Origin of the sequence: Jutongia hominis (assembly GCF_014384965.1) — a bacterium.
Classification (GTDB): Bacteria; Bacillota; Clostridia; order Lachnospirales; family Lachnospiraceae; genus Butyribacter; species Butyribacter hominis.
On record NZ_JACRSW010000031.1, the window covers coordinates 103250 to 126406 of the forward strand.

Below are 23157 nucleotides of genomic sequence, written 5' to 3' on the forward strand. Positions count from 1 at the left end.
TACAAAGAAGTCTTTTCATTATAAAAACACAACTCAACTGCGCTAAAAGTATATACATAAATTTTCAAAATGTCAAACCAGAGCCACTTTTCTTTAACATATCTTCATATTCAAGAACTGCCTCCGACTTTTGAACTAACAGATTTTTTAGGATTTTAACAATCTCATATATATTTTGCTTCGTGACAAGCCTTATACAATACTAATTTTTTAATACTCAAAATCTTTCTGACTGGTCACTTCATATACGGTCATATAGCCATACATATTTTCGAATTTATATCTATTTGTAATATCATATCCACATTTCTGAATAGCCCCTAATGCCTCCTTTTCTTTGATTCTGGCAGGAACGATCAGATATACTCTGTTATTCGAGGATACAAAATACTTAAACTTCTCGCTTGTAAGATAGGTAGTTGTGATCGTCGTTACATTGACATATTCTTTATCAGTCCCCTGATCATTATACGTTCTGCATTGTTTGTCAGGATCCCAGTAAATTTTATATTGACGATGATAGCTTCCTGAAATATGAAGTTCATATTCCAGCATATCTAATACATAAAAACGTTCATTTTTCGGTGAGATCGTTTTTAACATCTGATCGATCAGATCATCTTCATAAAAATACTCCAGATTATGCACATAAAGATCACTTTCTGATGGTTTGCCATCATCTTCTGCACGAAGAACCATCGTATCTCTGTCATCGTTTGGCATTGCATGTTTATATAATTTCACTTTACCTGTTTTGATCGGTTCCGACAGGATCACGACAAACGGATCGATCGAAACAAATGTCTGTACCGCCAAAAGGATGACCACAAGAAACGCTATAACTTTTTGCAATACGCTCTTTTTGCGAATACACCCTAACATAAAAGCAAATAAAAATGTAAACAACACATTAAAGATCGCTGTGTAACGAGGACACTCTGCATCACCATTATAAATACAGAACAGAATAAATACAAATAATGATCCTATCACAAGAGCCGTCAGCATTCTTAAGCCATCCTGGGTTAAGATCTGAACATTCTTTGCTTTTTTGATCGCACATATACCAATGATCAATATAATAGCAGGAATCAGCCAGCGGAATCCAAAAATAAAACTTTGGAATATGATGTTTAGCATTCCCACACCGGTTTTTAATTTGATAGCGGTATCACTGACATACGTTCCAAGAAAACTTTGTATGGTAAAATAATCTCCCACCACAAAAAAGATCATATATGTGAGAACAGGACTGATATATGTCAGAACCTTTCCCGGTTTGAACCATACACAAAAACTTTTGATCAAGCCGTATTCTTCAATATCCGACAATTCATATAATACCATAACGGCCAATACAAATACATAAAATACCATTCCTGTGATCTTTGTATAAGTCAGTAAAAATCCACAAAAGCCAATCATCATCGGGTTTCTTTTATAAATAGCATACATAAGCCATATACCAAAAAAGACCAGATGAATATCCATGCATAAATACGACATCATACCGACAGAGTATGGGCATAATACCAGATATGCACAAACTAAAGCCGAGATCAATGGTGTTATCTTAACATACAATCCCTTTAACATATTATATAGCAGAAACAGCGTGATCACAGTTATAAAAATATTTGCCAAATATACGCTGCGTATGCTTGCCGGTGCAATAAATTCAAACGGAGCTAAGAACAGGGCAAGACCATGAATCCATTTCCAGCATACAAAATTGCCCAGATAACTCAACAGTCCCATATTGAACTGTTTGGCACCTTCCATTAAACTTCCGTAATACAAACTTGCATCGTATTTCGGCACCACATTAAATTGTACAATTTGTAATACAATACATATCACTACAACAATCAAAAACGGAATATGCTGCATCGGTTTCACAATCTTATGAAACTTCGCATGTAAGATCCACATGATCAGACAATAAACTGCGATCAGATTACTCAGGATCACAAACAAACTATTACCAATCCTAAGATCAAGTATCGTTCTTGTAAAAAGTGCTGTATCCAGAAAAACAGAAACAATACCAAAGATCAGACAGTTTGCTTTGACTTCTTTATGGAACATTTCCCAGAAATCTTTGTCTTTATTTCTATATCTTTTTGCTACAAAATATACAATATAGATCAAAAGCAATACCAATAAAAGATCATAATTTACAAATCCCCATATCGTAGACCATGTAGTCGCATCAGAATACGTCAGTTCGTTATTTTCGATCTGCCATTGCTTAATCTGTACATTTGCAAAATTCTTATAAAGATATCCTGATAAACCGCTAAGAACATTTAATTTTTTTACAAAACCGTCATCTGTCAGATCTGATTTTTCAATCGTATCGGATGTTGCACTGACAACATCTTTCTGCATTAATTTTTTCTTTCCTGTGGAATAAGACGCATAAACTTTTACAGAGCTGCTGCTTCCAACGATAGAACAGGATTCTTTTCCCTGTATCTCTCCGGTATTAATACATCCGACGATATAACCATCTTTGAAGTTACCGGCTATGCCACCGCTTCTCATCCCCTTCACATGCACATTACTATAACAATTTATAATACAGGCTTTATCGCCAACGGCTGTTCCGGCTATTCCTCCGGACAAATCTCCCTTAATATCTCCATTAGCCAGTTTTATGTTCGCAACACAGCCACCTAAAGAAGAAAAGAAACCATATGCAATGTCCTTTTTCTTATTCTGAATAACCAGATTTTCTATGGAATGTCCACCACCATCATACGTTCCCATAAAATGGCATCCGCCGACACCTATTGGAGTCCATTCTTTTTTTTGTAAATCAATATCTGCCGTCTGGGAAAAATATACATTCTCATATTCTTTTCCATTATTTACATTATCTCTAAAACGACATAAATCCTCATATGATCCGATTTGGTAAGGATCGTCCTTTGTGCCGGCTCCCTGAAATCCTGCTTCAGAGGCAGCACTGACTGATACACAAAATCCCAAACAGATCAACATGAGGAATACGGCTTTTATCATTTTTTGAATATACTTCATGCCTTCTTTCCTTTCATCACAATGTATATATTACAAGTTGGAAACAACGATTCCACATAAAATACATGCTAAACCAAGTAATTTTTTCTTACCAACTCTTTCTTTCAAAAAGATATATCCCAAAACGGTTACAAATATATATCCGGCTGATTCTAATACAGGACCTATTGACAATGGCACAAATTTATATGCATAAATTGTTACAAAACTTGACAACAGGAAAATAGAATATGCCACGATCACACGAATATTAAGATATTCTCTGATCGGGTTCTCATATTTAATATTTGCACTTTTCTTTAAAATAATCTGTGACACAGAAGAAATAAATACAGAAAAAAGAAAAATACCATAATAACTAATGTTCATTTGTATTCACCTCATTATCCGATACAACAAAATAAATGCCGACGATAATAATGACCGCACCAATTATTTTTGTGATCGTAATACTTTCTCCAAATATTAAAAAGCCCCACATCATGCCCCAGACAACCGTAATCGCTTTATTTGCAAATGCAGAAACTAATGATATTCTTTTTATGATCTGTTGCCAGACAATTGCATAAAATGCAAGGTTGGCAAGCACGATCATATAATACATAATAAATTTAGGTGATAAAAATGCTTCCTTTGCAGCCAGCTTCGAGCAAATCCCTCCGGCTGCATACAGAAACAACAAAAGATGTAATACAATATATACTTTAATTTTTGAACGACTCATTTTTTCTTTCATAATATAAACTCCACTATTTCTACAGAATTATATTGCTTACTCCATCTCAATTTCAATACGATCCTGTAACGTTGCGATCGCAGAAAGCATTTCTTCATAGTTATCATATTTATAATATAAATAAACAATTCTCTGATTCATATAATCATCAATCGTTCCACCCGGCTGAACCATCTCAATTCTCTTAAAGACATGTGATTCCACATCTTCAGGAATCTTATAACTTACCACTTTACCGTTTCTAGGGGCAAAGACACCAAAATGACCGCAATATTTCAATTCCGGCTCACCGATCGGAATATCAGAAATACTTTCTCCTAACGCATTTCTGATATAAGCTTCATGCCAAGGAAAACCGGTAAACATCTCAGATAATGTTAAGAACTGGTTACCAAAGCATCTTCTCATCATCTCTATGATATATGGCTGTCCGTCACGCACAATATACTGTAAGCACAAAATACCATCTTTCAGGTCAAGATCCTCTACGATCGACTCAATGATAGAAATAAGCTGTCCTTTGATCTGATCAATTCCTTCCGCAGGTAATGTCTCTGCCTGGATCAAATATGGATTTACAATAGAAAGACAGTTATTACTTGTATAAACTTTTACTTTTCTGTCAATAACAAATGCCGTGAAAGACTGCTGCTTACCAATAATATAAGGTTCCACAATAATCTTTTTATCTCTTGATTTATTATATGCATTTTCAATTGCTTCTACTGCTTCTTCTACGTTATCCGCACGCAGAATTCCTTTACCACCGGTTAAATCATTCGCTTTTACAATAATTGGATATTCGCATTCTTTTGCATAATTTAATGCTTCTTCCTTCTTAGTAAAACTTAACGATCTCGGTGAAGGAATATCTTTCTCAATACAATATTTCTTAAAAAGATCCTTATGATGCATGATCATTGCATTTTCATAAGTATCATGACCCGGCCAGCCCATTTTTTCTGCGACATACGCAGATGTGAGTACACCAAAATCATTCGCACAGCTGATAATTCTCCAAATATCATTTTCCTGACAGATTTTTAAGATTGCTTCTTTATCCGAATAATCTGCCGGAATATATTCATCAGCATATTGATGTCCGACCAGGTTTGGCATATTTCCGGTTGTCACAACATAATAACCTAATTCTTTTGCCTTTTTAATAATTGGTACTTCACAGAAACTACCATTTAAAATTAATACCTTTTTCATTGTAACTCTCCTTTGTTCTATCATTTATTGTTCTTTTTTTCTTCATCCTCATCAATATTGATCATATCTTTTAATGCAAACTGTGGTGCGTTGTTGATACAGATATAGATACGTCCGATATATTCTCCTATCAGTCCTAAGAAGAACATCATCAAACCACCGATCAGCAGCAGCACTGCCATGTTAGAGCTATATCCTGCTAACACTTCCGGATGCAGGATCTTTCGTATAATAACATAAATTCCAAAAATAAAGCCGATCATTGCACAGATCATACCTGCAAACGTAGACATGCGTAACGGCTTTTCTGAAAATGCAGTAAAACCATTCATCCACAAACCAAATAACTTTTTAAAGTTATAACCGGAACGACCTTCTGCTCTTTCCTGATGGTCAATCTCGACATTAGCCATATTTCTTGTAACACGTAAGATCAATCCATGTACAAATGGATATGCATTCTTATATTTGATCACTTCATCTAAGACAAAACGACGAAATACATAAAAGCTGTTCAAATCAATATCTTTTGGTTTTCCAACCAGAAAGTCAGACATCAATGAGCTGACCTTCGATCCGAAATTACGGAATAAAGAATGTTTCTTCTTGGAATACTTCGCAGATACCAGATCATATCCTTCTTTTAGTTTATCAATCAAACGGAACATCTCTTCCGGCGGATTCTGTCCATCATCATCCAGACACATGACAATATCTCCGGTCACATAATTAAATCCAGCCATCAAGGCAGAATGCTGACCAAAGTTTCTTGAGAAAGACAACACTTTGATCTTTTTATTCTCCTTTGCCAATTTTCGGAGTACATCTATCGTGCCATCTTTGGAATAGTCATTCACACAGACCACTTCATAATCATATCCACCATGATTCTGAACTGTCGTAATCACTCGTCCGATGACATCTGCTACGGTATGCTCTGAATTATAGCATGGAATTACAAATGATATCTTTTCCATTATTTTTCTCCTCCATTTATCACTTCTGCATAATCCAAAATGGCATCCTCAATCGAAATAACAGGTTTATATCCAAGATCTTTGCATATCTTATCAATAGATACATCCCAGACATAGTCATCCATTTTGTCTTCTGTTCCGCTAAATGTAATTTCAGAATCGGACTTCAAAATCTCTTTGCATTTGCATGCAAGATCATAATTAGAGATCAAGTTATAACTTCCAAGATTATAAACTCCGGTTGCATCCGAACAGATAGCCAGATAAAGAGCCTGTGCAATATCTTTTGCATGAACATAAGTCTGCTTTCTGCTTCCTTTTCCGCTTAAAACGATCGGCTTGTTCTCCAGACATGCTCTGACAAATGTCGGAAAGATCGTCTTTTCATTCATTCCTTCTCCTACAGGTGCTGAAATACGGAATGAAATTGTCTTTAATCCATGGTGTCTGTGTGCGTAGTCTGCCAACATCTCCTGTGCTACTTTTGTTGTGTGGTAAACAGTTGGTGGACACAATGGATGTTCTTCTGTGATCGGATGCTGAATCGGTTTCCCGATTACCGGAAGGCTTGACAACTCAGCCAGTCTTTCAATTCCATTCGCTTCACACATTTCCAACAGACGCTGCATACCACTGCAATTGTGTACCACAATTTCAACACCATAAGGCTCTTTACGCATATCTGCCGCCAAATGGATCACCGCATCTATTTTTACGGAAACCTTGTTTGGAATTTCAAAAATATCATCTGATGACATATCACAGCAAACATACTCGTCTACTTTTGAAGTTGCCTCTGCTCTTCTTCCCATACCAATGACATACATTCCTTTATCTTTTAAATAACGACAGACATGTGTGCCTATAAATCCATTGGAACCTGTCACTAAAACATTCATAATCATTCTCCTTTTCTGTTTCTCTCTTTTTTCTTTGTAAAAAACTGTTTACTGTTTATGATAAAATGTAATACATATGCTGCTGCAAACACACTGATATATGCTACAGGTATATTAACCGGAAAGCATAATCTTTCACAAAACGGCAATACAATCATCTGTACAATATATACTTCTAACGTAATCTCACTTAACATTTTCACAATATGACATTGACACAATTTTCGGAATTTTGCTTCTGTTTCCATCGACATACCAAAACGCATCATTGCATATACAAAGATCACAACCATAAATTGTGTTAAAAACTGTAATGGCAAAAATGCCGGATAAATCAAAAAGATAACACGTAATGCTCCCCATAGAACAACAGCCATTGCCGCAAGAACGAAAAATCGAATTTTTTTATCATGCGAATAGGTCTTTTTTCTCATATAAGCTCCCATTAACATAATAAAGAAATAATAGATCCATTTAAACAATGACAGATCTTTTCCCTCTACGGAAAAAGAATGTATGTCCATGCATGTAAAATATACTACAAAGTATACTACAACTACAGCAAACATGCTACCTGACACAATTACATCTTTTTGTTTTTTTACAATAAAATAATATAAGATATAAAAAACAACAATAGCGGCAACAAACCACCACTTGGTAGGATAAATAAATAATTCTACAAAATCACAGATATTTCCTACTACCGTTTCACCACACAATAACAGAATAACTGCTCCCGCAAAAACAGTCGGATAGATTCTTTTTATCTTCCCCCAATACCAGGAAGCAAAATCCGTTTTTATATTTACAAGCAAAAAACCACTGATACAAAAAAACAATCCATTACCGAATGATCCGCCTAATGCCATAAATTCACTTGGATACATGTTGCCCAGATGTGAATTTGTGATCAATATGGATGCCAGTGCCTTTAATAAATATATAAAACCAAACATACTTTCCTCATTTCTATTGTGCTGCTAAAACATCCAGTCTCTGTCGTGCTAAAATCCCTCTGTCTGAATTGTTGTCAAGCAAAGCAACTTTTTCAAAATAGTATTTTGCTTCATCAATATTATTTTGCTGCTCATAACATCTGCCTATAAAATACAAGATACTTTGGTCATTATTATCCAGAGAATCTGCTTCTAATAATTTTTTTAAGGCTTTATCATAATTGCCCCAGTTGTATTGCTGGCGACCCTTCACAAAAAGATCGTTTGCCTGACGACCCTTTGTCTTTTCTTCGTTTTTTCCACCAAGTGCAACAAATAACTGTTTTCCTTCTGAATACTCAAAATTTGATTTTGTAAAATCCTTTAGTAATGATTTTGCCTTCTTTTTATCATCATTCTGGTAAAATTCATATGCACTTTTGATCAAATTATCGCGTGCATACAGATTCTTTCCTGCTTTATCAATGATCTTCTTATCTTCATCCAGTTTCTTTTCCGACTCTTCCTGTTTTTTCGTAAGCGACTCGTTTTCCTTTTTCAAGGTATCATTTTGTGCCACTACTTTCTTATACTCACTGACTTCATAAGAATCCTTTGCAAAAGGATGACCAATAGCAAAAATTCCAACAATCCCCACTAACATACCCAACAGAAAAAACAGTACATTCTTTTTACCGGAACTGTTTTTTCTCTCTATTCTGCTTCTTTCCGAAAGTGGAAGCCGCGAAAGATCCACATCTTTTTCACTGTCCATATTTTCAGACCTATCCATCCTTTTCCTCCATCGTCATTCTATTTATAAAATGTATGGATCAAATCCATAACTTTCTTGGCATCCTGTTCATCCAGCTCATAATACATCGGAAGACGTATAATTCTTTCACTTTCTTTTGTTGTATACTTATCTTCACCATGAAATCTTCCATACTCTTTTCCTGCCGGTGCAGTATGCAAAGGTATATAATGGAACACCGCCGTCACACCATTCTCTTTCAAGTAAGAGATCAATGCACTTCTTTCTTCGAGATCTTTTGCCTTAATATAGAACATATGAGCATTATGTTCACAATACTCCGGTACATATGGAAGTTCTATCTTTCCGGCTTCTTTTAAGTCTTTTAATCCTTCATAATATCTGTTCCAGCTTTGTAATCTGTTCTCATTGATCTCGTCTGCCTTCTGCAGCTGTGCCCACAGATATGCCGCATTCATATCGCTCGGTAAATAAGACGAGCCTGCTTCTACCCAGGTATATTTATCAATCTGTCCTCTAAAGAACTTGCTACGGTTCGTTCCTTTTTCACGGATGATTTCTGCAAGCTCTGCATTTTTGCCATCACGGATCAATAAAGCTCCGCCTTCACCCATACTATAGTTCTTAGTCTCATGAAAACTGTAGCATCCGTAATCACCGATCGTACCTAGAGCCTTTCCTTTATATGTACTCATAACACCCTGTGCAGCATCTTCTACTACATATAAATTATGCTTTTTGGCAATTTCCATGATCTTGTCCATCTCACAGGATACTCCTGCATAATGAACCGGCACGATTGCTTTTGTCTTTTCTGTAATAGCATCTTCGATCAGATTTTCATCAATATTCATTGTCTTTGGATTGATATCAACAAAAACAGCCGTTGCTCCTCTTAAAACAAAAGCATCGGCAGTAGATACAAATGTATACGCCGGCATGATCACCTCATCTCCGGGCTGAATATCAAGCAGTAATGCAGCCAATTCTGTTGCATGTGTACACGAAGTTGTCAACAAAACCTTAGCAGCACCGGTCTTGTCCTCAAACCATTTATTACATTTCTTAGTGAACTGTCCATCTCCGCAAATCTTCTGAGCCTTTACAGCTTCTTCAATATATTTAATTTCTTCTCCTACATAAGGTGGTTTATTAAAACTTATCATTTTCTACTCCTTTATATATCTTTCTACATCCGACAGATACTATAATCACAATTTATTATTATATCTCATTTCAAATAGTATGTCAATCAAGCCACATTCTGTCCTATGTTAAGCTTTCTCTCCTTCTTTGCAAATCTTTTCAGTTTTTTTTACAAGATAATTTTCAATTTTTTTGCATTGTAACAAACGATATAATCCATCAAGTACGGCTGATAACACAAAATCGGTGATCACTAATACCAGTAAGATCAATGCCGGATATTTCCAGCGATAAGTAAATGCTCTGCAATAGTAATAAAAAATAAAACTATGTGTCAGAAACATATAATATGAATGTTCACCGAGAATTCTCAAAATAGCCCGTAAACCAGGGATTCTGCATAAGAGCAGTGTTAAAAACGCAATGCAGAATGTCAAAACCGTATCAAGCAGCCAATACCCGCCCACACCATATCTTATATAGATCACCGGTGGAATCAGTGCAAGCATGATACAATAGAGCACAGTCTTCTTAGGCATTGTCTTTTTACTTAATTTTTCAAAGAACTTTGTTTTTGCCAAAAGAACACCTAATACAACTGTAAGCATCCACCAGCGATACGAATCCGTATCTGTCACTCCCAGACAGCCCGGAATAAAAATTCCTAACACGATCGTTCCGATTGCTCCAAACTTATCATATATTTTAATCGCTGCATAGATAATGAACGGCAGTATAAGAGCTAATGACATATACCACCAGGTTCCGTTCAATGTCGGCGTTCCAAACAGATTAGCAAGTCCTAATGCATCGATCACAGCAAAATACAGATTACTCTGCCACGCTTTTCCGTAAGTGGCTTTCCAGTTTCCCGTCACAACAGCTGCAATCGCCGCAAAAATGTAAATAAAGAAAAAAGGCATCCATATTTTGATGATTCTTCCGGCAAGATTACTGTCACCTGATTTTTCCTGTTGTTTTGTGATACCATATGCACTGGCAAAAACAAAAATAGCAACACATACTTTACCGGCAGATGCGATCATCAATAATATATTTTGTGGAACAAATGGGTGTACATTCATGTCCTTTAATACTCCCGCGTCTCCGAAAAGATGATGCACAAACATCAGAATGATAGCTACTCCTTTAAATACATTTGTCTGTTTTTTTGTCATTTTATCCCCTTTTCCGCAATATCTCCTATCGCTTTCTTCTCCTGTTTTTGTTTTATTTCACCGTAAAACAATATACTTCATAATTATAGCAGGTATCTACTAACTTCGCTTTGATTTTCTTACGATAATTTTCCTGCAGATACTTTGTCAGGATCTCTACCGTACCATTGCCATGCTGTGTCACATAATACAGATTTTCGCGGCTCTTGGCTAATGCTCTGACCGGATTTTCCACATCGTAGTTATAAAGTATCTGCTGATACATCGGTGTCGGACAGATCCAGCCGCCAAGCGGCACATAGTTACTTGCACTTCCTTTGAGGACATAAAAAACCTCTCTCGGAAGATCAATGCTCCGGCAATCGATCAGATATAGATTATCCGATGCTTTTGCTATATCATTCAGCAGTCTTTCACATCTTTCCTGCTCCTCTAAATAATTTGTCGCCGTCTGCTGTTTATTAATAACAGGATATTGTACAAAGCAACAAATCGTGGCAGCAAGCAGAAATCCGGATCCCCAGATCAACGCTGATTTTTTTCCGGTCAGCATATTATCCAGTAAAAGTGTCAAAAGCATGATCGTTGACATAAACCATATTGCAAAATAGGTTCTTTGCGGAATTCGTCCGTTGCACAAAAGATACCAGTATTCAGCTACAACAGCACCCCACATCAGCACAACATACCATTTACGATACCCTTTTAATCCAATCAATGCGATCACACTTAATGCCATTGCAAAATAGACACAAAAGAAACCATCTCCGGATTCGACGATCTTTGCTCCTATTTCCTGTATGATCTTTAGATCCAAATGCAATTTTCTTTTCGAATCATTGTAGCGGCTGATCTTCTTTAGATTTTCGATCGTATATTTATCATTGTCTGCATAATTCCAGTTAGCAAGCATTTTGACATCATTTTCTGAAAACCCAATACTTTTATAAAACTCTTCATTTTCTTTATATTCTGGAAGTTCATAATCAAGAATAGAAGCTCTGCATACATTATATTCTGTATATTCTTTCCAGTCCTTTGCTTCGTAAACTTTATGATCAATAAAATGAGAAAGTAAAAGGCAGAAAATCAACGTAAAAGAACTCAAAAACAACCTTCTCTGTCTTTTGTACCAATGTTCTTTTTTAAAAAATCCTTCCTCCAAACAGTAACGCAGCAATAAGATCAGCAAAAATGGCAATGTAGACCAAAACACATCATCACGTATCCAGTATCCTGCCATAATCTGAAAAATACCGGCAAGCTGTAGATATGTCTTTCTGGCTTTTAGTCCATAGAAAAAAACAATACCTCCGGTTGCACAGCAAATAGCCGCCAATTGCGTAAACTGCAACGATATAAATGCGAAATAAGAAAAAAGGACTCCATTTAATGCAGAAAGAACCGTCCCCATAACGTAAGAATATCGTTCTAAAAAAACATATGAAACCATCCAGAAGCAGAAAAACGCCAGAACAAACTGGACAATTCCATAAAAATTAACGGCATGAGATAAACTATATAGAAATTTTAAAATAAATCCATAAATAATATTAGGGAACACAAGATACTGGCTAAAGTCTTCTCCATAATATCCTGCCGCAATGTCATTCATAACAACATCATCATATAAAGCAAAATATGACGTTGCAAAAATCTGCGTCAATGCCAGAATGACCAAATTGATCCCAAGTGCAAGAAATAGCTTTCCAACCGAGCTGTTTTTCCACTTTGTATGCATAAATTTCCTTTCCTCCTGTTATAACGTACCTTTTTATTGATCTAATCCGTGTTTTTCCATTAACTTTTCAAGTCCCTGATGTTCAATATTTTCCATAGACTTAAAAATGTGTTCATTTGCAATTTTTTCTGCACGTTCTTCATCCTTATTCAAGACAGCTTCCAAAATAGCTTTGTGTTCTTCACTCGCTGTCAATGCACGCTCTCTTGAAGCCAATGTATTCTTGCGGACACGTTCCACATAATGATGGTAATCGGATAAGATATGCTCTAATATCTTACTTCCGCATGCTTTATATAGAGATAAGTGGAAACGATTATCTAACTCAAAGATCTGTTCCCAGTGTTCCTTTTTAATATGAAATTCACTCAGGTAAATAATCTCTTCCAATTCTTCTGTCTGTTCTTTTGTAATATGCTCACATGCCCATTTTGCACACAGTCCTTCCAGATAAGAGCGAATGACATAGATATCATAAATATCCTTTGCCGTAATTCCGTTTACATAAGCACCTTTATTCGGAATAATACTGACAAGTCCTTCTAACTCCAGTTGTCTGAGTGCTTCCCTGACAGGTGTTCTTGACACACCTAATGCCTTACTGATGGCTGCCTCCTTCAATTCATCTTTTTCCCTATAATTTCCGGCTAAAATGTCCTCCCTGATCTTACTAAATACCTTTCCTCTCAAAGAGTATTTGTCCATTTCTTCTTTGCCACCTGCATAATTATCCATCATAATCTTCTTTCCCCTGAAGGCCGAATACCTTCTTTATTCCTTTCTTTTATCAAGATAATTTAATACGATTTTCTTATTTTTAAACAGAGTAAAAACTTTTCCAATTACGGAATGCTTTATCATACGAAAAATACCTATAGATACTATATCACCTTAGGCACTATTTTTCATTGTAAACATTCCCTATTTTAATGTCAACTATCAAAAATATGACTGCCGGCTGCTTCCACTATCCGTTACAGGATACTTTTTGTGATTTTCTTTATTACTATACGATAAGATCACCCAAAAATCATGGATTTTATTTGTTTCCATACCCATTTTATGATAAACTATTTTAGAAATATTTTATGCACAGATCACATTTGTGCAGGAACGGAGTAAAACATGGCAAAAGAAAAAAATACAAAAAACACGGCAGAGCCAAAATTTCCTTTGATCTATCTGGTACCACTGATCGCGGTTCTTGCTATCATTCCTTTGATCGTTCATATGTACAAATATGACACAGGTCTTACGAAATACGCATCCTTTCAGGGACCGTCAACAACTTATGACTTTTTTTTACACTCTAAGATGACATGGCTTTTGTTTATATTAGCATTATGCATCTTTATCCTTGCTTATATGATCTTTGCAGCCGAAATTCCGGCAGTCTGGAACAAACAGCTGCTTCCATTAGTGATCTATTGCGCTTTGACTTTTATCTCTGCTTTGGCATCCACTGATATCGGATATTCTTTTTCCGGCATCTACGAACAGTTTGAATCGGTCTGGATTCTGATGGGATATGGTATTCTGGTTTATTATGCCTTTTATGTGATCAGTTCCGAAGCCGCCCTGAAACGCTTAATGCCATGGTTTGTAGGTGGTATTGTTGTAATGGGTGTGATTGGAATTTTACAGGCCTTATCCCACGATCTGTATTCTTATCGATGGTTCCAGAAGCTTTTTATCGTTCCTTCTAATGCAACGCAAAACTTTAAATTCAAATTTAATTTTGAACCGGGACGTGTCTATCTGTCTTTATATAATCCAAACTATGTTGGTTTCTATGTTGCATTGGTAGTGCCTGTCCTTTTAGCCCTTCTCTTACATACAAAGAAGATCCTTTTTAAGATCGGATACGGCTTGTTAGCATTAGTCATGCTCTTTTGCCTTTTTGCATCACAGTCAAGAGCAGGTATTGTCGCATTGATCATTTCCTGCTTTATCATGTTACTCTGTATGCGACGTGTCTTTTTGAAAAACTGGCTTGTTACCACGATCACGATCGGATTGGTTGCTGTTGTTTTCATTGGAGTCAATGTAATGAATCATGGTATTTTAATTGACCGTATGAAATCCATGTTCTCAACCTCAGCAGAAACCCATCCTCTCGAATCGATCCTGACCGGAGAAGATGTTACGGTAACATATAACAAGCAGACACTTCATATTACAACGACAACGGATGATGATGAAAATACGACATTCACCTTAAAGGATTCTTCCAATAAAAATGTCGCATATAGCGAAAAAGAAGATTCTATTGTTATAACCGATACACGTTTTCCATTTACTCTTACAGCGATCAACGAGCAGAAGTTCAAGGGATTTGGTGTAAAAATAGATGATAAAACATGGTATTTTTCTAACCGGTTAAAACAGGGGGACAGCCGGTATTATGCAAAAGGAGCCGGTTCTTCTCTCGTACTTTTGACAAACCATGAAAAGAGCCTGAAATTTTTAGAAGAGCATTATCACTTTGCTAATATGCGTGGTTATATCTGGGCAAGAACCCTGCCGCTTTTGAAAAAATACTTTTTCCTCGGCTCCGGTCCCGATACTTTTACGATTGCATTCCCAAATGACGATTTCGTCGGTTTGTATAATTCAGGTCATGACCAGGAAATTATCAGCCGTCCTCATTGTATGTATTTACAAATTGCCGTACAGACCGGTGTTCCTTCTTTGATCGCCTTTTTAATATTCTTTGGCTGGTATATTATAAGCAGCTTACGCCTTTACTGGAAACAGTCATATGAAAGTTATATGTCTAAGATTGGTGTCGGAATCTTAGCAAGTGTGATCGGCTATCTGATCCTCGCTCTGACAAACGATTCCTGCATAGCCGTATCGCCTATTTTCTGGGTATTGACCGGTATCGGGCTTGCAATCAACCGTCAGTTAAAGAAAGCATCAGTGCATGCATCGTAAAAGCAATGAAATCTGTTATTTTCAAAACTGAAATAAAAATAACGAGGATTGAAAAAATTCACCAAAAAGATTTCCAATTTTTAAAACAAGGGGCAGCAAAAAGCTGCCCCTAATACTATAAAGATGATTAAGAAAATCAGGAGAATAGAGTGATAAACGCTCAGAAACGAGGATTATTATGCATACTAAATTAAAAATTTTATTTCCCGACTGGAAAAACTTCGGTGTAGACGATATCAAAGATGCTTTTGAAAAAATGGGACATGAAGTAATCATTTATAAAACGGAACCAAAAAACTACCGTATTGATCCTCGTTTTAAGTCCGAATTAAAAAAATATATTCGTGCCAACGAAATTACTTTGATGTTCACATCCAATTATTTCCCGGTTGTAGCTGATGCCTGCCATGAAGTGAATATTCCTTATATTTCCTGTTGCTATGACAGTCCTTTGGTACTGACATTTTCAAAAACGGTCTTTTATCCCACGAATTTTATTTTCATTTTTGATTCGAAAATGGTAGCAGACTTACAAAATCTTGGTGTAAAACAGGTCTTTTATATGCCTATGGCAGTCAACCCCGACCGCCTGAACAAATTACACACAACATCGGAACAGAGAAAGCTGATCGATGCCGATATTTCTTTTGTCGGATCATTATATTCCGAAAAACATACGCTTTATGACCGCATGACCGATCTGGATGACTATACAAAAGGATATATAGATGGTGTCATGAAAGCACAGGAACAGATTTATGGTATATCTATCGTAGAAGATGCTCTGACTCCTGAGATCATTGATGCAATGTACAAAAAAATGCCGATCAATATTCATGAAGATGACTTAGAAACGAAATCTTATGTCTATGCAAACTATTTTATCAATCGTAAGATCACACAGACAGAACGCCCTATTCTGTTAAAAGAAATCAGCGAAGCCCTTCCTCAGATGGAAGCACAGGTTGGACGTAAACTCAAACCACTAAAACTTTATACGCATAATCCGACACCATTTCTTCCTAAGGTTGAGAATATGGGAACCATCCATTATATGAAAGAAATGCCTCTTGTCTTCCGTCATAGTAAGATCAATCTTAATATCACATTGCGAAGCATTATCAATGGTATTCCGCTTCGTGCAATAGATATTATGGGTGCTGGCGGCTTTCTTTTGACAAACTACCAGAACGATTTCCAATATCATTTTGAAGATGGAAAGGATTATGTCAGCTTTTACAGCAAAGAAGATATGTTAAATAAGATTGCCTATTATCTGGAACATGAAGACGAAAGAAAACAGATTGCACACAATGGTCAAGAAAAAGTATGTAAAAAACATACTTATGATATTCATTTAAAAGAAATGCTGGATCTGGTATTTGATCATACTGATCCGTTTTGATGAAATATGTCTTTTACGAAAAACAAGAAATGTTCGTGCAACATAATATTATAATCAAAAGAGCAAAATCAACTTTAACAAAATGAACTACTCAAAATCATTAGATGATCGGTCTGATTTTGAACAGTAATTCAAGATGTTGATCTTGCTCTTTTATATTGATAAACCCTTTTTATGTAATGGAACATTAGATGTCATCATAAGGATGTTCATAAATTACTCTTTCTACCAGTTCTCTGGATACATGTAATTTTTCTACAATATCCTCTGTCTGATATCCAAGATCCGCAAGCATCTGGATACGTCCATCCAAAAAGCCTTCTTTACGTCCCAGTTCCATTCCCTGTTGAATCCCCTGTTGAATTCCCTGGCTGATTCCTTGACTGATTCCCTGACTGATTCCCTGATTCACCAATGCATCTGCTACCCTACACATAGTGACTTCACCTCCCTTTTTTTCAACTTCTTCTAAATATGCTATTCCAAGTTCCCGGTATCTCTTATCCTGTGTGAACGCACTCATAAATTCTAATACTTCTCTATAATGCTTTAATTTTCTTGTGCTGTCAAATGGATTTTTTCCTTGTCTTTTTCGTTTCAAAAAATATGCTATTTCTTTAAAATCACTTTTAAAACTTTCTATGATTTTGTCTGGAAGATAGGCTATATCGAAAACCTTGATCTGATAATCCTGCACATATTGCTTCATTTTCTCATTCATAGTCACCAATTCATGGACACTCTTTGGCGCTGTCCATCTTTTTTCTGTCAAATTCAATACAATCGTAATCACCGGATAAACAGAAGCTGCTTTCTCCTTCATCTGTTTATGATAACCGGATGCATCATAGTGCATTACCCGAATCGGCATTGTTTTGTCTATTACCGCCTGATTTTCTATCCCGAAATTTGCTATGACATAATTTGTCCCATCATTATATTTTTTAATAATATCTCTATCCTGGAATCGGATTTCTCCATTTTCTGAATGGTAGACTGATTGTGTTGCATCATTTTGCAATCCTTTTTCTTGTAAATATTCTTTTTCAAATAAAAGATGATTATAAATATCAACAAAAACATCTGCATATTCTTCTAATTGTTTTCCTGTCAGATCCTTTTTTCCCAATCGTGCTTCCTTTCTTTTCCTATGTAGCTCAAGTGTCTTTCCTATCGCAATACCAAGATTATATTGTGATAAGAGCATATTTTTATACTGTACTCATTTAGTATAATAATACTTCTTCCACATGTCTATTGACATAACTACAAAAGAATATAACCTGAAACAGATAAATTAACCAATGATATACCAGTCTTTGTATATTTTCTTTTTGACGATTTGTATATTGTCATGCTACAAATTTATGCAACCTGCTTAACTCTCTTTCATGTCATAATTTGCATCACAAGAAATTAACTTATCTTCCTGCTCCAACTCTTCATATCATATGTAAATTCATTATAAATGTCACATAACAACACGTCAATGCTCTTGCTCTGTCTGTCTTGCTTTTGCCAGGGCATATCCTTCAAAGAGGAAAATATCTTCCTTCGTCGTGATTTTTATATTGGTCTGGTCACCATAAGACTGATAAATCACTTCTCCTAACGCATACATCAGACTCGTCACATGCGGTTCTGTCGTGTCAATTATGTTCTTCTGTTCTGCTCTGTCATAGATTTCTTTGATATATGACATCTGAAAACATTGCGGACTTGCAATCTGGATATATTGATCCCTATCCACCCATTTGCAGCTTGTCCGGTCCTCATCATTCGTTCCCATCAGCTGATAACACGGTGTACACGAAACAGACATTCTATGCTCTTTGCATACCTGTATTGCATCCTGTATGATCCGCTTACTGGTAAATGGTGCTGCTCCATAATGGACCAACACCATATCCTCTAACGCTAACTTTTTTTCTAAAAAACGTACACCGTTTAATACGGATTTTTGGAAGGTCTCACCACCGGGTACGATCCATTCTACTTTGCTTAAATGATATTTTTCAATCATTTCTGTCAGATAAGAGATCCACTCTTTATGACAAACGACTGCGATTGAATCCACTTCCTGCATATTCTGAAACAATTCTATCGTATAAGCAAGAATCGGTTTTTCCAAAACTTCTACAAACTGTTTTGGACGGTCGGCTCCGACACGTGAACCAACTCCGCCCGCTAAAATCATTGCTGTGATCAATTCTGTTCTTCCTCCATCTTTTTATATTCTTCCAATGCTTTATCTGCATACTTCACACAGGTTCGATATGCCGGCAGGAAAAAGAAGCCGTCATCATCCCCGACACTTCCCTTATATAATCCCCAGCAAAACCAGTAAAAACCGCATAATACAACATAAGCAAGTGCATGACAATATTCCTGTATGGTCAATGTTCTTTCATAATATAACCCAAAATATTCCCGGATCATATCTTCATTGCATTCTGTACGGCAAAGAATACATGCAATATCATTCGCAGGATCATTCCATCCGGCATATTCCCAATCGATCAGATACAATTCACCGGATCTTTTCTTTAGAAAATTCGGTTCATATACATCATTATGACATAATACTTTTTCATTGTCTTCTTCTTTTACGATTGAATCCAATTTTTGTACCTTGACGATCAGATCATGAAATTCACGGATCAGATCTCCTTTTACGCAGGATGCGATCTTCATTAATTTCATTCCTTCCGCAAAATCATCAAAAACTTTTCCCTCTTGGCTCTTAGAAGTCTTATGCAATTTCCTTAAATATGCCATACTGCGTTTCAGGTCATCTTTATCCTTTTGAAAGTCGATCGCAACCGTATCTTCTATAAAATAAGATATCTTCCAGCCTGCTGCATCCATATAAATAATAGAAGAATCAATCCCGATATCTTTTGCAACCTTCTGTGCCAACAGCTCGGTTTTTCGATCTACCATATTACCGGCAGACGTTCCGGGATGGCGGTATACATATTTGGTATCATGCACATCAAAGGAAAAGGAAACGTTGGTCAATCCTGCCTGAATCACTTGTATGTCAACAATATCATTTGGTTCACATTTTAATACTTTAGTAATATTTCCTATGATCTCCGAATTGACATTTAATAAGAATTCAGAGTCAAACCTTCTTAAATCCTTGATACTGTCAAATTCTAAGATCATTCCTGCATCATATTCTTTGATATATAAAGTCAGACTTTTTTGATGCTTTGCATAGAATTCTTCCCAGAACATGGATTTTACACCAAAATCATCTATTTCTTTTTCCATTTTATCGCAAAAGATACGACTGAACCTCTGATTAAAATATGCATGACCAACCATTGCCATGCCATCACAACCACCAATCGAAAAGTCCGTGATCACATTTGCATCCGAATATTCGATTCCAAATTCCAAAAATTTTCCTTGCAATTTCATACATGCCCGGTAAGAAATATTTTGTTCATTTTTATCCAAAAACGGATTTTCTAAAAAGTAATGATCTCCACAGCAAATAAAAGTATCTTGGAGATAATTTCTTGCAACAAAAAGAGAATACAGATTCCCTTTTAAGGAAAATTGGTTGTTGACTAACAAAACCACACCATATTTTTCTTCTAAATAGAAGAATTTTTCTTTCATATAACCTACAACAACATAGATTTCATAAATGCCGGCTTTATGTAGTTGTTCAATCTGCCTCTCGATCAGAATTTCTCCTTTCACACAAAATAATCCTTTTGGGCGTTCATAGGTAAAAGGGGCAAAACTGCTTGATTTTCCTGCTGCCAGAATAATCGCATTTTTCATATCAACACAATCTCCTCTCCATGATTTTTCTATCTCATCTTTTGCTCAAAACCTGTTGCGTTCTGCTTTTATAAGCCAAACTTTTCTACGATCTGCATCACGATTTTCTCCGGTAAATCTTTGCCATCATTATGAATCACCATAGACGGATTCTTTGGCTCTTCAAATGGAATATCCATTCCCATTACATTGCTGATCTCTTTTTTCAGCACTTTGGAATACAGATGTTTTTGATCTCTGCGGATCAGCTCTTCCATTGGTACATTCAAATAGATTTCATGATACTTTGAAATATTTTCATGGTTCCATGCCCTGCATTCATCGTACATGGCGATCACACAGATAACAACGTCGATACCCTGATCAGAAAGCATTTTGCATAACCGTCCATGCTGTTTTGCAAGTTTTAACCGACCCTGTGTACTATAATCTGTCGTCTGGTATACTTCACGCATGATATCTCCATCTAAGAAAACAACGTTCTTTTCTTTCTTTTTCAAATGCTGATACAAAAGTTTACCGATCGTAGTCTTTCCGGCACCGGACAGTCCTGTCACCCAGAATACATGACCTTTCTGTGAGCTTTGGGCTTCTAATGTTTCATATAATCTACGTGTGTTTTTAAATTCCGGCAGATTTTTAATATCAAGGAAATAGTCGCCTGCCAATTCTCTTAACTGAGCAATTCTTTCCTGATAGAGCGGATTGTCAATTTGATCATCCTGCTCTGTATCCAGTTTCCAGTACATCTCCTTACCATTTGCAAGTCTTGCATACTTGTCTGTCTCTGTTACGATACAACGATAAGCAAGTCCATATATTTGATTCTTCTCTGCGACTATTTTGTTCACTCTAGACAAATTGTAAATATCTACATCCTCTATTAATGCATAATCCGACAATGCTTTATCTAATAGTGTTTCATCTCCATTTAATATATATTGTAATATTAAATAGAAATTTTTATAGGATATCATTTTATGTACTTTTTCTTTTTTCACCTTTTCTCCTTCAATTATGCAAAATGTATGCATTTTATCTTCCAGAAAATTCCATTCATCTCTTTGGAAATTAATTCCATGATCCGCCATATATATCTTTATTATCGGTTCAGGAAATAGTGTACTGTAAAATTTTAGTTGATCATTCATGTATTTATAATTTTCTATGATTTGTCCTGTTGTTAATGATTTTTTAAATTGATAAGAATAATCCACATCCATGCCAAAGGAAATAAACGGTCTATGTGTTTCACAAATTGAGTGCATGATAACAAATTGTGGTTTTTGGACTTGTAACAAAAATTTCAAGGTATCCCAATAAATACTACATGCAGCAATAGAAAAACGATCATCTTTATATAAATTCTCTTCTTTACCAATTCGGATATATACCGGATCAATATGTTTTTCTCCTACATATCCCATGTATGCAAATTCATATCCGGCCTCTGCAATTTCTTGTAAAACGATACTATTTTCTTTTTTTATTTCTTTTTTTGTCAATGAATAATCATCAATCCGATCTGTTCTTTGCATAATCGCATGCATTGTCGGGTGTGTATTCGGACAGCTTGAATATACCCTCTCAAAAAATAAACTCTTGTCTTTTTTCTCATACATAAAAGGAAGTTTTTCCAGATTCTTATATGGCACTGCATCAATCCAAAACATTATAATATGTTGTAAAGACGAATGTTTCATTTCCTGTCGTACCTGCTCCAAAAGTTCTTTTAATTTCTCTTCTATTTCGGAATACAATGCGATTCTGGAAAACTTTCTTTTTTTATACTCTTCTATCCATAAAAAAGCAGAATGAAAATCTTTTAAAACGAGAAGACTGTCTATTAACATTTCCAACATTTCTTCTGTTCGCTCTTTTTGATAACAATGCTTATAATATAAAGACGTTTCGTAAAATTTATTGCGATAATAATAAAACGGTGCCTCTAAATGATATCCTGCTTTTTCAAGCTCCTCATAAATATCCCAAATTAAAACAGATTCGGATTCATAATCCTCACGCATTGCATGACGATACGAATAGGAAGAAAGAATGACCATATCATATTTAATCTGCTTTTGCTTTTTTTTTGCAAGAATCGCTATGCCGTTTAATTGTTCCCCTTGTAAATTATCATCTATAACAGCAACAATTGGTGATTCCTCCGGTGCTGATAACTTCTGAAGCCTATTTAATATATGCTCTGTGTGAATTCCTCCACCTCGTATAATTACTTTTCTCCCGTTCATAAGAACAAGTAGCCTCAGAAAACAATCCGTCACATAATCTTCTATCCCTCTTGATTTACCATAATCTCCTAATTTTTCTATTATCTTGTTAAATTTGTCCTCTAATTTCATA

General features: G+C 35.8%; 18 protein-coding genes. 2 read left to right on the forward strand and 16 right to left on the reverse strand.

The features are described from left to right. Window positions 1–210 precede the first annotated feature (210 nt). The 12 genes from H8700_RS08520 to H8700_RS08575 form a co-directional block, all read right to left on the reverse strand. Window positions 211–3045 (reverse strand): ArnT family glycosyltransferase, encoded by a 2835-nt coding sequence (locus H8700_RS08520; RefSeq protein ID WP_249305100.1) that lies wholly within the window; start codon window positions 3043–3045, stop codon window positions 211–213. A gap of 30 nt (window positions 3046–3075) precedes the next feature. Next, window positions 3076–3414, reverse strand: a complete 339-nt coding sequence (locus H8700_RS08525) for an EamA family transporter (protein WP_022141017.1) — start codon at window positions 3412–3414, stop codon at window positions 3076–3078. Then, window positions 3404–3781: a hypothetical protein gene (locus H8700_RS08530; protein WP_022141018.1), complete on the reverse strand. Its 378-nt coding sequence runs from the start codon at window positions 3779–3781 to the stop codon at window positions 3404–3406. Before H8700_RS08530 ends, H8700_RS08525 begins: the two co-directional genes overlap by 11 nt. Before the next feature lie 36 nt (window positions 3782–3817). Continuing rightward, window positions 3818–4996 (reverse strand): ATP-grasp domain-containing protein, encoded by a 1179-nt coding sequence (locus H8700_RS08535; RefSeq protein WP_022141019.1) that lies wholly within the window; start codon window positions 4994–4996, stop codon window positions 3818–3820. A 20-nt stretch (window positions 4997–5016) separates the two neighbouring features. Further along, window positions 5017–5973 carry a glycosyltransferase family 2 protein gene (locus H8700_RS08540; RefSeq protein WP_249305102.1) on the reverse strand — a complete coding sequence of 319 codons (957 nt, stop codon included), beginning with the start codon at window positions 5971–5973 and terminating at the stop codon, window positions 5017–5019. Continuing rightward, the gene (locus tag H8700_RS08545) at window positions 5973–6872 is read right to left on the reverse strand and encodes an NAD-dependent epimerase/dehydratase family protein (RefSeq protein WP_249305104.1); all 900 of its coding nucleotides are present in this window, start codon (window positions 6870–6872) and stop codon (window positions 5973–5975) included. Before H8700_RS08545 ends, H8700_RS08540 begins: the two co-directional genes overlap by 1 nt. 2 nt (window positions 6873–6874) lie before the next feature. Next, window positions 6875–7831 (reverse strand): acyltransferase family protein, encoded by a 957-nt coding sequence (locus H8700_RS08550; protein WP_249305106.1) that lies wholly within the window; start codon window positions 7829–7831, stop codon window positions 6875–6877. 13 nt (window positions 7832–7844) lie between these two features. Continuing rightward, window positions 7845–8603, reverse strand: coding sequence for a CDC27 family protein (locus H8700_RS08555; protein WP_022141023.1), 759 nt, complete (start codon window positions 8601–8603; stop codon window positions 7845–7847). 20 nt (window positions 8604–8623) lie between these two features. After that, on the reverse strand, window positions 8624–9751 hold the full coding sequence (gene rffA, locus H8700_RS08560; RefSeq protein ID WP_022141024.1) for a dTDP-4-amino-4,6-dideoxygalactose transaminase: 1128 nt from the start codon (window positions 9749–9751) through the stop codon (window positions 8624–8626). Between the two features lie 108 nt (window positions 9752–9859). Beyond that, window positions 9860–10909 carry an acyltransferase family protein gene (locus H8700_RS08565; protein WP_249305107.1) on the reverse strand — a complete coding sequence of 350 codons (1050 nt, stop codon included), beginning with the start codon at window positions 10907–10909 and terminating at the stop codon, window positions 9860–9862. A gap of 52 nt (window positions 10910–10961) precedes the next feature. Continuing rightward, window positions 10962–12650: a hypothetical protein gene (locus tag H8700_RS08570; RefSeq protein WP_249305110.1), complete on the reverse strand. Its 1689-nt coding sequence runs from the start codon at window positions 12648–12650 to the stop codon at window positions 10962–10964. A gap of 33 nt (window positions 12651–12683) precedes the next feature. Beyond that, the gene (locus H8700_RS08575) at window positions 12684–13385 is read right to left on the reverse strand and encodes a GntR family transcriptional regulator (RefSeq protein WP_408610853.1); all 702 of its coding nucleotides are present in this window, start codon (window positions 13383–13385) and stop codon (window positions 12684–12686) included. Window positions 13386–13775: 390 nt separating this feature from the next. On the opposite strand from H8700_RS08575, the gene H8700_RS08580 reads away from it, so the two are divergent. After that, a complete protein-coding gene (locus H8700_RS08580; protein WP_249305112.1) occupies window positions 13776–15587 on the forward strand; it encodes an O-antigen ligase family protein in 1812 nt (603 codons plus the stop codon). Between the two features lie 178 nt (window positions 15588–15765). Next, on the forward strand, window positions 15766–16992 hold the full coding sequence (locus H8700_RS08585; RefSeq protein ID WP_249305114.1) for a CgeB family protein: 1227 nt from the start codon (window positions 15766–15768) through the stop codon (window positions 16990–16992). Between the two features lie 187 nt (window positions 16993–17179). On the opposite strand, the gene H8700_RS08590 is transcribed toward H8700_RS08585, so the two are convergent. From H8700_RS08590 to H8700_RS08605, 4 genes are all read right to left on the reverse strand, one after another. Beyond that, a complete protein-coding gene (locus H8700_RS08590; protein WP_249305116.1) occupies window positions 17180–18121 on the reverse strand; it encodes an Rpn family recombination-promoting nuclease/putative transposase in 942 nt (313 codons plus the stop codon). 357 nt (window positions 18122–18478) lie between these two features. After that, the gene (locus H8700_RS08595) at window positions 18479–19201 is read right to left on the reverse strand and encodes an IspD/TarI family cytidylyltransferase (protein ID WP_249305118.1); all 723 of its coding nucleotides are present in this window, start codon (window positions 19199–19201) and stop codon (window positions 18479–18481) included. Beyond that, window positions 19198–20793 (reverse strand): NTP transferase domain-containing protein, encoded by a 1596-nt coding sequence (locus H8700_RS08600; RefSeq protein WP_249305120.1) that lies wholly within the window; start codon window positions 20791–20793, stop codon window positions 19198–19200. The genes H8700_RS08595 and H8700_RS08600 overlap by 4 nt, the downstream gene beginning before the upstream one ends. A gap of 68 nt (window positions 20794–20861) precedes the next feature. Beyond that, the gene (locus tag H8700_RS08605) at window positions 20862–23156 is read right to left on the reverse strand and encodes an adenylyl-sulfate kinase (protein ID WP_249305122.1); all 2295 of its coding nucleotides are present in this window, start codon (window positions 23154–23156) and stop codon (window positions 20862–20864) included. Window position 23157 lies beyond the last annotated feature (1 nt).

Coding starts and splice junctions, on each gene's coding strand:
- H8700_RS08520 (WP_249305100.1), bottom strand. CDS start 3,045: ATGAAGTATATTCAAAAAATGATAAAAGCCGTATTCCTCATGTTGATC.
- H8700_RS08525 (WP_022141017.1), bottom strand. CDS start 3,414: ATGAACATTAGTTATTATGGTATTTTTCTTTTTTCTGTATTTATTTCT.
- H8700_RS08530 (WP_022141018.1), bottom strand. CDS start 3,781: ATGAAAGAAAAAATGAGTCGTTCAAAAATTAAAGTATATATTGTATTA.
- H8700_RS08535 (WP_022141019.1), bottom strand. CDS start 4,996: ATGAAAAAGGTATTAATTTTAAATGGTAGTTTCTGTGAAGTACCAATT.
- H8700_RS08540 (WP_249305102.1), bottom strand. CDS start 5,973: ATGGAAAAGATATCATTTGTAATTCCATGCTATAATTCAGAGCATACC.
- H8700_RS08545 (WP_249305104.1), bottom strand. CDS start 6,872: ATGAATGTTTTAGTGACAGGTTCCAATGGATTTATAGGCACACATGTC.
- H8700_RS08550 (WP_249305106.1), bottom strand. CDS start 7,831: ATGTTTGGTTTTATATATTTATTAAAGGCACTGGCATCCATATTGATC.
- H8700_RS08555 (WP_022141023.1), bottom strand. CDS start 8,603: ATGGATAGGTCTGAAAATATGGACAGTGAAAAAGATGTGGATCTTTCG.
- rffA (WP_022141024.1), bottom strand. CDS start 9,751: ATGATAAGTTTTAATAAACCACCTTATGTAGGAGAAGAAATTAAATAT.
- H8700_RS08565 (WP_249305107.1), bottom strand. CDS start 10,909: ATGACAAAAAAACAGACAAATGTATTTAAAGGAGTAGCTATCATTCTG.
- H8700_RS08570 (WP_249305110.1), bottom strand. CDS start 12,650: ATGCATACAAAGTGGAAAAACAGCTCGGTTGGAAAGCTATTTCTTGCA.
- H8700_RS08575 (WP_408610853.1), bottom strand. CDS start 13,385: ATGGATAATTATGCAGGTGGCAAAGAAGAAATGGACAAATACTCTTTG.
- H8700_RS08580 (WP_249305112.1), top strand. CDS start 13,776: ATGGCAAAAGAAAAAAATACAAAAAACACGGCAGAGCCAAAATTTCCT.
- H8700_RS08585 (WP_249305114.1), top strand. CDS start 15,766: ATGCATACTAAATTAAAAATTTTATTTCCCGACTGGAAAAACTTCGGT.
- H8700_RS08600 (WP_249305120.1), bottom strand. CDS start 20,793: ATGAAAAATGCGATTATTCTGGCAGCAGGAAAATCAAGCAGTTTTGCC.
- H8700_RS08605 (WP_249305122.1), bottom strand. CDS start 23,156: ATGAAATTAGAGGACAAATTTAACAAGATAATAGAAAAATTAGGAGAT.